Here is a 13,231-nt window from a genome sequence, read left to right as displayed (position 1 = left end):
TATGGATGAAAAGATTTATTATCTTTTAGAAAGAACGGCAGATAGGTTTCCGAACAAAGAAGCTTTTTTAAAGCGGCAAGAAAAAGAGTTTAAGGGAAGAACCTTTCGAGAATTAAAAACAGCAACAGATGAGTTGATTGCCGGTTTCATTGCAGAAGGAATAGGAATTGGTGAAAAGATAATATTCTTTTGTGACTCCAGTACTAATTGGCTTCTGGTTGATTTTTCGATTATTTGTTCCGGAGCAGTAAGTGTTCCTCGCGGAACAGATGTCACCAGAGACGATATAGTATATATTATTAATCATTCGGAAAGCAAGATTGCTATTGTGCAAAAAGAAAAAGATAGACAAAGGCTCCTGTCTTTTCAAAAAGAGACCCCTGATTTAAAGAAAATCTTTATATTAGAGAATGAAGATGGAACTCTCGCAAAAGGAATGGGAACTATTTCCGAACTGATAGAAAAAGGAAGTTTCGCTTTAAAAGCAGAGCCGGAATTAGTTCAGAAGCGACTTGAAACAACTAAAGCAACTGACTTAGCTACACTCATCTATACCAGCGGAACCACCGGTGCTCCCAAGGGAGTAATGCTGAATCAGGAAGGTTGGATCATCGGAATAACAAAGGTGATAGAACGTACGGGTTTAAGTTCGGAAGATACGGGTATGAGTCTTTTACCGCCCTGGCATGCTTTTGAAAGAGCGATTGAATATGCAGTAATAATGTTGGGAATAAGTCTTGTTATTACTGACTCTAAGAACCTGAAAGAAGATCTGGCTTTATTTCGTCCTACATTGTTTCCTTCTGTTCCGAGAATCTGGGAAGCCTTATATAATGGAATCATGGCAAAAGTCAAAAGAGAGTCTTCTACTAAGCAAGCAATATTTAACTTTGCCTTGCATATAGGAGAACTCTGGGCGAAAGAAAAAGCTCGTTTTTTTGGCTATGAATATAGTATTGTACAGCCATCTGTATCGAGTCGAATGAACAAAAAAATAAGTTCGGGTCTAAAATTAATTTTTTTATTACCTTTAAAGGGAATATCAAATATAGTTTTTAAACCCATACATAAGGCTTTGGGAGGAAGATTACGCATTTCGGTGTCTGCCGGGAGTGCCTTGCCGGGTGTTGTAGATAGATTTTTAACAGCATTAGGACTTACTGTATTAGAAGGTTATGGAATGACGGAAACCTCGGCGGTAATTTCTATACGAAATGCAGCAAGTCCGACACCGGGTACTCTGGGGACGGTTTTAAGCGGGTATGAAATAAAACTGAAGAACGAGATAGGTGAGGATATCACAGAGAAGATAGGGAGTATGGGAACTCTCTGGGTAAAAAGCAAACAGATTTTGATGGGCTATTTCAAAAGACCGGACTTGAATGAAACCTGTTTTGATAAAGATGGATATTTTTGCACGGGAGATCTAATTTCACTGAATTGGAAAAAGGAACTACAATTTTCCGGTAGATCCAAGGACACATTAGTCCTGGCAGGAGGAGAAAATGTGGAGCCCTTGCCAATAGAAGACAAATTATTGGAGTCAGAATATATCGATCAGGTAATGGTTCTAGGAAATGAAAAAAAGACCTTGAGTGTGATTATCGTTCCGAACTATGAGAGGGTGATGGAAAAGGTTACCACAGTCGGAAACAATTACACAAGCTGGAATGATAATGTAGAATTGAGAAAGTTATTTAAAACTATTATAAGCGAGCAAATCAGCCATAAGAATGGATTCAAATCTTTTGAACATATACCGGGAAATTGTTTTTATATTTCACCGAGGAATTTTGATCTGGATACAGAAATGACCCGTACTTTAAAGATGAAACGTAATGTGATACTGGAGAGTTTTAAAAAAGAAGTAGAGCAGATATACTAAAATTTTCATGTAAACTGTAAAAAAAAGTAAAAAATGATTGTATATTTTTTCTGCTTTAGTAGACCCTTTACTTTTTAAGGAGTAAGGAGGGAATTGTGGAAGAAGTAAAAAACACAGAGCCTGTAAAACCGGAAGACAAAGAACTTGAAAAGCACATGGATTCTTTGGTGCAGGTCGCTCAGAGTCTTCTAAATGTTCGACACGAGATCGATGAAGAAGGAACAGTCGAAAGTATTAAGAAGGGTATCGATTTTAAAGGCGGGAACCTCTGGTCTTTAATTTTTGCAATTTTTATTGCTTCAGTGGGTTTAAACACGAATTCACCTGCTGTCATTATTGGAGCCATGTTAATCTCTCCTTTAATGGGTCCTATTATGGGTGCAGGTCTCGCGGTTGGAATTTATGATTTTCCTTTATTAAAAAAATCTTTAAGAAATCTAAGCGTTGCGGCTGTTGCGAGTATCATTACTTCAGCCATTTACTTTGCCATAACTCCTTTAACAGAAGTGCAATCCGAACTTCTGGCCCGAACCAAGCCCACTATCTATGATGTGATTATCGCTATATTTGGTGGAGCTGCCGGGATTATGGCCGGTGCCAGAAAAGACAAGACAAATGCAATTCCCGGTGTAGCTATTGCTACTGCTTTAATGCCTCCGCTTTGTACAGCGGGTTTTGGTATAGCTACCGGACGCTGGACATTTTTTCTGGGTGCCTTTTACTTATTCTTTATCAACACACTTTTTATTGCGATTTCTACTGTCATATTTGTTCGCCTATTAAATTTTCGTCGAGTTACCTTTGTGGACATGCAGACACAGAAAAAAGTCAGGTTATATATTATTATTTTTGCGATTATAACCATAATACCCAGTATCTATATGGCCTGGACGGTTGTGACGGAGGCTATCTTTAAAGCCAGGGCAAACCGTTATGTGACAGAGAATTTTACCTTTCCGAACAGCAAGGTTTTAAACCATGACTTGAAGTTTTCTGCCCGGGGTTCGACTATTGAAATATCGGTAATCGGTCAACCCTTATCAGATGAGATAATCAACCTCTTAGAAGGTAAGCTGGATATTTATGGTCTGGAGAACGTTCGTTTAAAAGTAAACCAGTCCAGACAAACGGTTTTACCACAAAAAACCGAGGATAAGGGAATCAGCAAAGATTTCCTAACAAATCTATATAAGAATAATGAAGAATTGATAAAAAGTAAGGATGATAGGATTAAAATATTAGAAAATGAATTACTGAGTTTTAAGAATAAACAAAGACTCTTACCTTCTATAACCAAGGAAATATCTTTTCTATTTCCGAAAGTAGAATCCTTTTCCTTTGGTGATTTACTATTTTCCAAAACAGAAGATTTTAGTAGCGTGAAGGAACCAACAGTACTTGTAAAATGGAAGAAAAAACCTTCTGATTCAGAAATTAAAACCATGATTTTATATTTAAAATCAAGACTGGAAATAGAAAACCTGAAAGAAGTGAGCCAGTGGTAAAGAAAATCGAAGGCGAGAAAGCTAATACTCGCCTTTTACAAAGTTCTATTTAGAAAATGAATATCCAAATTTTGCGTTTGCTGTTGGAATCGGTGGATAAAGGTAAGAACTTAAGCTTACAGTTCCGGAACTAATACCTGTGTATCCGGCTCTTCCGGCAGAAGTATTGTATCCGGGAATTCCTACAATAAGTTCTCTTTTATTATCCCCGTTATAGTCGACTAAGATTCCTGAGCTACCTAATTGTTCGGAAGCCTGTCCGTCTATACTCATATAGGCAGTACTACTTAAACCTGCTGTACCACTTGAAAGAAAAATTTGGATTCTTCCATTTCCGCCTGAAGAGAAAGGTTGTCCGAAGGCCATGTCATCATAGCCGTCTCCGTTGACATCTCCTGAAGTTACAAAGCTGGCTGTTTCTCCCGAATAATTACCGCCTATAATTGTAATTGAGGTAGGAGAACTTAAGCCTGAAGCAGAACCATTAAAAATTTTAACGCTTGGATACAGGTTATTATCTTCATTTCCGCTAATAGCCAGGTCGGGATACCCGTCTCCATTATAGTCTCCGCTACTCAAAGAAGTTCCTGCTTTGTCAAAACCGGATGATGATGTGGAAGTATAGGTGAAACTTACCGTGCCTGACAAACCTGAGGCCGAACCATTATAAACATTGACAAATCCATTAGCTGTTCCGGGAGATGAAATGGCAAGATCGGTATATCCATCCTGGTTAAAGTCGGCTGCTTGAAGGCTCTTTCCTAAATTATCACTGGTAGCAGCTCCCGTATAAGAAGTGGAAGCATTCGAAGATGTAGTGTAGCTACTAAAACTTCCGGTACTGGAATAATAAATAAAGGTTCCACCGGATGTAGAATAACTTGGATTTCCACTGGCAATGTCAACGTAGCCATCACCATTGAAGTCAGCAAGGGCAATACTGCTTCCCATTGAGGAAGTAGTAGCACCGGTAATTTTATGAAAATAGGTACTATTATTTGAGTTTGTAATCCCTGCTGTACCAGTTGAAGTGAAAATATAAATACTTCCATTGGAATCACTGGGTGAACCAACTACCAGATCAGCGTAACCGTCTCCGTTCATATCTTCTATGGCCAGGGAAGTTCCAAAATCGGTTACTGTACCGGTAATGGTAAAAGGAGTCGTATTCAAACTGCTTCCATTGGAATGATAAATATGAACATATCCATTATTACCGGCAAAAGGTTCGGAAATAGCGAAGTCGGGGTATCCATCTCCATTAATATCTCTATTTTTTCCTTTGAAAACTGTTATCGTATTTGTAAGACTGTTTCCTTTATGTCGAAGGCTAAGTGTATGCTTAGAATCATCTTTCCAGCGATTTATACCTACCGGCAAAGAAAATTTCCAGGTAGTACCGCTTGTTGTAACACTCTGATAGCTTCCTCCATCGATAGAAATTTCTACACTTTCGGCAGCTACTTGTGTTCCTAAAAGAAATGTGGTTTCTACTCTACCATTGTTATAGATGTTTGTAAAACCGGGAGCCGTCGTAATATTCGATAAAGCTAAACTAATTCCTTCCTCCATTTCACCGGCTGAGTTTTTGGTAAACAATAAAACAGAGTCGGCTCCGACCGGAGGACTCGCAGAAGAAGGAATGGAATAGCTTATATCTGAGCCGGTTTTGGCAACGGCAGCAAAAATTCCGAGACGAAAACCATTCTGTCCGAAGTAAATAACATAATGACTGAGATCGGATTCATCTAAGGCTTTTTTTATATACAGACCGGTTTTTTTCCCTGTAGAATCTGTTATAAAACTTAAACCCTCTGCTTTGTGAATAGGTGTTGATGTGGCTGTAAGAGTATTATCAGAAGAGGTAATGTTTATATCTAAGACAGTAGCAGTGAAGGAAGAAGAATTTATACTGAGATTTAATTTTGATGGATCTTCTTTGACACCTTCCATTTGCGAGCTTGAGGTAATTGCAGAAAGATCAAAGGTGATTTCCCCTAATATTTCTCCGTCTTTAATTACGAGATAAACCGTTTTTCCTCCTATTTCCACGGGAAGACTGTATTCTCCGTTCAGATCGGAAGTCGCAATAATATTAATATCGATTAGTTTTTTTACTGCCGGTACCGGGTTTTCCCCGTTATTATTATAAGAATAGGCTAAGAGATAAGAAGTTCCCTGAGGAATCGAAGAGTTTCTACCAAGAATGTATTTATAATCTCCGTTTGTCTTTTTAAAATCGGCGAGTTGGGAAATTTTTTCTGTTTCTGATTTACCCCAGTACAGTCTGTAGCCTGTTATATCTGTTTCAGAGCTAGCTTTTAATAGTTGTATATAGCCGGAAATTTTTCCTTTTACGCCATCTGCATCCTGAAAATGTATTCCGCTCGGGGAAAGCGTTGGTGTGCCATTGCTTCCGGTCGCCCTGAGACTTAAAGCGGTCGATACAGCGCCGGAAGAAGGACTGGATTGCAGACTAATAACCCAATTCTGGGCCGCAGTGCCGGAAGAATTATTCATTTTACACTTAACTGTAAACCTTGGATTCGTGGATTTAGACTGAAGTGAAGCAAAAACACGGTTTAAAGAATCTGTTTTTGATGAATTTCGAGATATTTTACAACCTAAAAAAGTTAAAGTAAGTAGTATGGATAGGAGTAGTTTATATTTCATATTTTATCCTCTAGGAATATAACAAGTAAATTTAGAATTTTTCTAAAATTAGCTCAATAGGAAGAATTTTTTTTAAAAAAAAGTGGTAGAGCGTATAATAATTTATTGACATTCTTATTTTTCACTATAGGATTCGTAAGCCGTTGAACTTTTGTAGTTAAGTGAAGTAAAGAGGGGAGGCTATTACAGGAACTGGTGGTGGTTTTTTTGGAGGATAAGGGGGAATGCAAGTAATTATGTCTCATAAAACTCTTGTTTATGTCACATAATGAAAAATGAAAAAGTAATGAAAAATATTGGAAAGTTTGCTTTACAAAAATTACTAGCTAGTTATCGTAAAATCCTATAGATAGCTTTAGTGCTTTATTATAAAAATAGGGATAAAAACTACAGAGGGTGCAAGATTATATGTCATACAGTGAGATGAGAAAACCGGTGAAAGAAGTAAGCGGAACAATTACAAAAGCCATACATGAGAATAAACCTATATCGGTGAAAACCTATTATTTATCCGATGCCAGTGAAGATTCTTTGCGTAAAATTATATCTTCCATCTTAGAAAAGTATGAAAGAAAAGATCTCATGGAGATCTGCTACAATTCGGTAAAGGCGATGGTCGTACACGCCACTTTTGCCAATCTAAAACGAGCTTTGTTTATGGAGATGGGGCTTGACATTTTCAATCAAACCGATTACGAGAAAGGGCTGGACTTTTTAGAAAAACTGGATGGTAGCAATAATTTTGAAAAATATCGAGAAACTTTTAAAAAACATAATCTCTCTGTTAAGACAACCTTTGACTTTAGTCCCGAATTACTCAGTGTTTTTGTAAAAAATAATTTTATCTTACTTCCCGAAGAAGAATATCGACTCAGAGAGAAGCTGCAATCAGCAAAGAGCCTGCCAAATCTGACTCAATCTATTCTTGAACCCGGCACAGCTTCCAATGAAGTTGCTGAAAGCTTACCCGATAACGTGGTTTCCTTAAATGAATACCGGATTGGAAAACAAATTTTCAGTCTGATCTCTGATAGAGAGAATAATGAGACTGTAATTCGCTTAGAAATTCCCCTGAATGATCGTAAAAAATTCAGCAATGAACTTTTCCAGGTTCAGATGGATAATCTGTTTCAGGAATATAAAGCCCAATTCGAGAAGGAATTCAGAACTCGACTCGAATCTGTGGATGCCAAAACCTCAAACCTTCTAAGTGAATTTGAGGAAAAGACAGAGCTTTCCAGGCAAGAAACACGTGATATACTCAATAAAATCCAAAAGCTCGGCAATAATTTGTATGAAGAACAGGAAGCTTTAATTGCCAGTTATGGAGAGAGTGTTTATAAGGATGTTCAGGATAAGCTATTACGGATAAAACTGGACACCGATAAAGCCATTCACCGTATAAAAGAAGCCGGTGAGACTCTTTTTGAAGAGAACAAAAAGCAGATCGATGAGTTCAATGATAAGCTTGATGAAAAAATCTCCGAGCAAACCTCTGCATTTTTAGATAAACATAAGAAAAAAATCGATGAGTTTAATACCGCACTGGATAGACGCATTGCCAATCAATCTTCTATTCTACAGGGGCAAACGAATTTATATCTGGATCAGATGAAGAAGTCCAATATGGATTTCATTGAAGCCAGCCGTAAAGAATTCAGCAAATCTAAAACTGAGTTTCATAAAATTAAAGAGGGAATTGAAGACGAGCTGAAACGTGCACTTGTGATGAAACAGAACCTTTTCAACGAGATGCACATGGAAAAGGATTCCTTAAAGAACTCTATGTATGCCCTGGCTGAGAAAGTTCGCAAAATGGAAAAGTTCCATGCGAATATGGACAAGGTCGAAGAAATGGTTCGTCGTTCCGAAAGTTCTTATTTAAATATATCTTCTAAATTAGAGAAGCTTAAAATACGGGAAGAAGATGTTAACTCTTATCTGCGTAATGCAGATCTCGTTTTAGCCGCTAAAAAGAATTCTGAAATGGAATTAAAGATGATCGATGCACAAAAAGCAAAGATTCTCGGACTTCAGAATGAACTTGAAAAAACCAATCAGGCCTGCCATATAGTCAACCGTAAAGCAGAAAAGCTAAATGAGAAAATGGCTTTCATTGATATTATTGATAAAAAATTTGGTGAAATTGAAAAATTTCAAGATACTCTGAATCAAAAGTTAAACGATATTTCAGAAATGGGTAAGAAGGTGAGTTTCATGGCGAATAACCTGAATATACAGGGAAAACGCACTATGGAATTGAATGCAAGGTTAAACAACATTTCACGTGACTTTGATCTTCTGGATAGAAAGGGAGATGATATTAACCAGGCTCTCTCACTTCTTGATACCAAATTAGCAGAAATTAACGCTAAGAGTGTAGATATGAAGATGATGGAATCCAAATTCAATAAAATAGAATTGATGATAAATGACCTCTCTATCCGCCATAAGCAGATTGCAACTATGGAAAAACGCCTCGAGGATATGAAAGAGGGTATGCAGGATTTAATGAATGAGGCAGATGATAAATATACCAAATTTAGTTCTATGATGGAAGAAGTTGATTTTCTTACATCGAGTCATAATAAATCCCGTAAAAAACGTAAAACAGGAAGCAATCAAAAGTATAATAATGTAATGAGCGAATTCAAAGATAAGGTCATGTATCTCTACACCAGGGATAATCTGGATCCTGAAGAGATTTCTAAGAAGTTAGGAGTTGAGTTGGAGATAGTTCATACAATTTTAATGAAAAATATTTAATAAAGATTAATTGTTTAAGCTGAAAGCTAAAAGTTTTTTCACCTTCCTTCTAATTTCTACTATCCTGGTTTTCTCTCCTGAAGGAAAAAGCCAGGATGAGTGGATTGCTCTATCCGGTGGTTATAAATACCAGCTAAAGAAAATCAAGAAAGATAAAGAGTTAAGAAGACTTTACGTATACCCGGCAAAGAAAAAGAAAAAATCCTCTCTGGCCTTTTCTTATCGTCATAAAAAACTGTCTTATACCTGTATTGAATATAGACCGGAAGAAAAAAAGAAATATATCTATACTTTTAAAAAATTTAAAAAAGCTTATGTTTATCTTTTACCTTCGATACCCGGTCTTGTGGGAAAATCTGTGAAGTTCCATGCGATTTTATTTTCAAAGGAACTCAAACCACTTTCTATCAGTAATCTTAACGAAAACCGAGAACCTGCTCTGGACAAACAGGGTGTCTATCGCTACATATACACCTATATTAATAATAAACTTACTTTTAAGAAGGCTTTAGATATAAATAAAGAAGAAATTTCTCCCTCTATATTCCCGGAAATAGATACAACCTTATTACCTGCTTTTGTTTCTTCCGGAGAAGCAACTGTGTTACCGGAAGACATTAATTCGAGGCTAAAGTATAAAAGGAAAGGTAAGCTTCTTCTTGAAAAAATGGTATTCAATGAAGATAACAGTATCCGATATAGAGAAACATTTTCCTATGATAAGATGGGTAATCTTAAATTATCAAAACTTTATAAAAATGGAATATTATATAGTTATAAGATATATCTATACACTCGTTCGGGCAAGCTCGTGAAAATTGTGAATTACGATTCCACCCGTAGAATTGCCGGAGATGAAAACGGCATACCCGTATTGCATATTCATTACGATAAAAAAGGTCGAAAAAAAATGGAGTATTATACGGACTTTAAAAATAAACCTGTGTATAACTATGAAGGTTATCGTAAAATTCTCTATTCTTATAAAGGAAACCAGGAAGCAGTTCTTTATTATGGATTTTCAAAGAAGCCGCAGAAATCAATACTTTATGAAGAGGGAAAAGTTATAAGAAAAGATTACTATGATAGAGCGGGAAAGTTAATGGATAGAAAAAACTATCACTATATTTTAGTTAAGCGTAATAAATGGATACGGCTTTCTCTGGATTTATTCTATCGTCCCGTTCCCTTTTCTTATTTTTCTCCGGATCGTTTGTAGGTTTCTTGACTGAAATAAAAGTTTTGTGTAGTCTTTAGCAGCGTTTTTGTATAGTTGTTCCGGGTTTCCGCTTTCGATGATTTCGCCTTCTTTCATTACAAAGATATAGTCACAGAGATAGGAAACAAGCTCTATGTCGTGAGAAATAAAAAGAATGGAAAGTTTTTTTTCTCGATTTAAGTTCCGTATGATTTCTACAACCTCCTGTTGAATTACCGTATCCAGGGCACTGACCGGTTCATCCATTAGTAAAATTTCAGGTTCACAGAGTAGAGCTCGGATAATAGCCAGTCTTTGGAGTTCTCCGCCGGAAAATTTCTTGATATTCTGTTTTAAGATATTGGTTTCAAGAGAGAATTCTTTTAGCAAAGACTGAATTTTTTCCAGACGGGCTTCGGGGTTTAATTTGAAATTTATAATAAGAGGTTCTTCTAAAGCTTCCTGTAAATTCCAGTTCGGATTAAAATAAACAAAAGGATCTTGAAAAATTGGCTGAATCAGTCTTCTTTGAATTCTCTCCGGTTTTTGTCCTTTTATAAAAATATTACCTTTTAGACTTGCCTGCCTCGCTAAGGGGAGAGAAAGAATGGCTTTAAAGAGAGTGCTCTTGCCCGAACCGGAACCTCCTATCAGACCGAAAATTTTCTCTTCTTCTAAATGGAAAGAAACCTGTTTTAGAATGGGTTTCTTGTCTATTTCTAAACTTAGATTTTGTACTTCTATGAGATTCATTTTTCAGGGGTATATTTCAAGTTCAATGCCGGTTTGAGATTGAATTTGATTGGCTACCTCATTTAGAACGTCTTTTTCTACTGCTTTCAGGTTTTTCTCTTTGGTTCTGCGGGCTAAAGTGTATAGTTGCATTGTTTTTATCTGAGCCCCTTTTTCTTGTAAGTTTTGCAAGCAGGAAATCATGGATTCAGTAGAAAAGGATAACTTTCCTGAGTCTGAATACAGTATTGTTTGTAGATAGATCGGTGTTAATTTGGAGAAGGATAGAATATTTTCTAAAATAGTTGAAAAGGAAATGGAGCTATCAGCAATTTTTAAAAACTCTTGTTTGGTACCGGCATCCAGTTTTATCCAGGGACCTCCTCCTTCCTGAGTAAATTTTAATAATTGTTCCTTCACTGTTTTTCTGTGAAGTAAGCTGGCGTTTGTAATTACTATTGGTTTTATGAATATTCCTTTAGTCTTATATTCTTTTATGATTTTAAGGACTAAATCTGTAACTTCTACAAAAAACTTGCTGCTTGTCGGCTCTCCATCTCCACTCAGGGAAATGTCCTTTAGAACTCGGAATTTTTCAGGGGTATCTCGAAACCTGGGGTGGGAGAAGATCGTTTCATCCAAAGTTTTCTCAATCAATGCCCTAAGTTCTTCTTCTAATATAAAAAGCTGAATATCTTTGGAATTGCTTAAATACGTTGTTCTGTCGACCTGACAATAAACACAGTCAAAGTTACATTCCTTTCTTAAGGAAAGATTTATGCCTATTGATAGACCGGCAGAACGTCGGGAAATAACCGGGTAGGTATATAAATTCTTATCGAATTCTCTTTCATGTCTCTGGAATACAGTATCTTTCATGTTTATTGAATCTTTTCGTTTAAACGGTTTCGAATTTTTTCAAGATGAACCGTACTTTTACTCAGTTCATCTGCTTTATTACTGAGTAGAGAGCCTGTTTTATTCAAATTTAATATAGCTAAATGAACAAAACTCTGACTTTTCTCTTGAGATTTCATTGAATTACGAATTTGTGCTGAGAGTTCCTGTCCCTTGTTTGCATTGAGCTGGGTAGTTTCTACCTGTTCCATCTGTTTATTAATTCTTTCGGAAAGTTCTTTTACATCAATAATGATGTCTTTGATGCCTGAAATGATTTCTCCAATAGAATCTACAGAGAGCTTTATCTTTTCCGTACCATTCTCTATTGAAAGCTTCATTTCATTAACAAGGGCTTCAATTTGTCTTGCATTGTTTCCTGCGTGACCGGCTAATTTTCCGATTTCTTCAGCTACAACTGCAAAACCCTGGCCATCGTCACCAGCCCTCGCTGCTTCTATAGCTGCATTAAGGGCCAACAGATTGGTTTGCTTGGCAATGCTGTATATCACACTGATGATTTTACTTACCTTTTGAGAGGAGGAACGTATATTTTCAATTTCGGAAACAGTATTGGCGAGTTCTTTTTCTCCTATTTCTGCTTTGGAAAGACTCGAGGTACCTTTCATAGAAACCTGGGCGCTGATTTTTTCAATGTGCTGTGTGTCTTCCGTCAGGATGTCCATAGCTTTTTTGGAATTTTCACTTAAAACATCCTGATCTTCAATCATAGAAGCCATTTCTTTTAAGCTATGATTTCCTTCCGAAAAGGCCTGTTTTACTTCTTCTGTGATAGATTTTTGCTTATTACTGATATCATGATTGGACTGAACGATTGTTTCTAACTGAGAGTAAATTGTGTTTAATTCATCTATAGCTATTTTACTTTCTTCTAATATTTCTTTTACATGCTTTTCTTGCTGCTTTGCATTTTTTTCGGATTCATTTAAGTTTTCTAAAATACTTCGGACAAAATAGGTTCCTATAGAGGAAGCAATGGTCATGGCAGTTAAGAAAAGAGTGCAGACAATGATTGTGGGAGCATTAATCGGATTCGGACCGATAGTTCCCCCGGCAAGAAGAAGGGTGATTGAAGAAATTAAAAATAAAAAAGTTACAATGCTACCGGAAAAAATAGTAAAGCGGGTAGAAAATCGTAAGGTTGCAGATACGATAAGGAGGTAGTATACACCGAGGAGGGTGGTGTTATTGGTACCTCTGGACATGTACTCCGGTGTTTTCACCGCGAGATAGCCGAAAATAACAAAGGAATAACCGATGGTTTCTATTAGCATCCCTATGTATTTCACATAGGGTCTGTATTTTCTCAGGCTTAGAATTATAATTGAAAAGATGGGAGATACAGCATATATAGCAACACCGGTAATAAAGAAATGAATGATTTCATAAACATCCTGTTTAATGCTGTAGCCAATGAAACTTCCTGCGGCAAAAACAAAAGTTAAAAAGAAGCGAACAAATACAGAAGCCCTTTCACCACGTATCTCAAGTTCTAATTTATTATTAACGGAACTATCCATCTATCTCAATTTATATCGACCATTTTTTATTAAA

At 36.6% G+C, this 13,231-nt stretch carries 8 protein-coding genes; 4 read left to right on the top strand and 4 right to left on the bottom strand.

The window, feature by feature from the left end:
- Position 1: 1 nt before the first annotated feature.
- Positions 2-1,885 (top strand): AMP-binding protein, encoded by a 1,884-nt coding sequence (locus H7A25_11055; protein MCP5500434.1) that lies wholly within the window; start codon positions 2-4, stop codon positions 1,883-1,885.
- 155 nt (positions 1,886-2,040) lie between these two features.
- Positions 2,041-3,390, top strand: coding sequence for a DUF389 domain-containing protein (locus tag H7A25_11050; GenBank protein MCP5500433.1), 1,350 nt, complete (start codon positions 2,041-2,043; stop codon positions 3,388-3,390).
- Between the two features lie 45 nt (positions 3,391-3,435).
- On the opposite strand, the gene H7A25_11045 is transcribed toward H7A25_11050, so the two are convergent.
- Positions 3,436-6,063 (bottom strand): VCBS repeat-containing protein, encoded by a 2,628-nt coding sequence (locus H7A25_11045; GenBank protein MCP5500432.1) that lies wholly within the window; start codon positions 6,061-6,063, stop codon positions 3,436-3,438.
- Positions 6,064-6,471: 408 nt separating this feature from the next.
- On the opposite strand from H7A25_11045, the gene H7A25_11040 reads away from it, so the two are divergent.
- Entirely contained in the window at positions 6,472-8,829 is a 2,358-nt protein-coding gene (locus tag H7A25_11040; protein MCP5500431.1) for a hypothetical protein, read from the top strand.
- A 10-nt stretch (positions 8,830-8,839) separates the two neighbouring features.
- On the top strand, positions 8,840-10,048 hold the full coding sequence (locus H7A25_11035) for a hypothetical protein (protein ID MCP5500430.1): 1,209 nt from the start codon (positions 8,840-8,842) through the stop codon (positions 10,046-10,048).
- Here the strand turns inward: H7A25_11035 and H7A25_11030 are convergent.
- From H7A25_11030 to H7A25_11020, 3 genes are read right to left on the bottom strand one after another with little or no spacing between them, the layout of a single operon-like run.
- A complete protein-coding gene (locus H7A25_11030; GenBank protein MCP5500429.1) occupies positions 9,998-10,780 on the bottom strand; it encodes an ABC transporter ATP-binding protein in 783 nt (260 codons plus the stop codon). The two genes, H7A25_11035 and H7A25_11030, sit on opposite strands and share 51 nt — an antisense overlap.
- Positions 10,781-10,783: 3 nt before the next feature.
- Complete coding sequence (locus H7A25_11025; protein ID MCP5500428.1) at positions 10,784-11,638, bottom strand: hypothetical protein; 855 nt, start codon at positions 11,636-11,638, stop codon at positions 10,784-10,786.
- Between the two features lie 2 nt (positions 11,639-11,640).
- A complete protein-coding gene (locus H7A25_11020; GenBank protein ID MCP5500427.1) occupies positions 11,641-13,197 on the bottom strand; it encodes a hypothetical protein in 1,557 nt (518 codons plus the stop codon).
- Between the last annotated feature and the right edge of the window lie 34 nt (positions 13,198-13,231).

It is taken from the genome of Leptospiraceae bacterium, assembly GCA_024233835.1.
Lineage (GTDB): Bacteria > Spirochaetota > Leptospiria > Leptospirales > Leptospiraceae > JACKPC01.
Note: the sequence above shows the minus strand (reverse complement) of the source record. Positions and strands in the feature narration are given on the sequence as shown.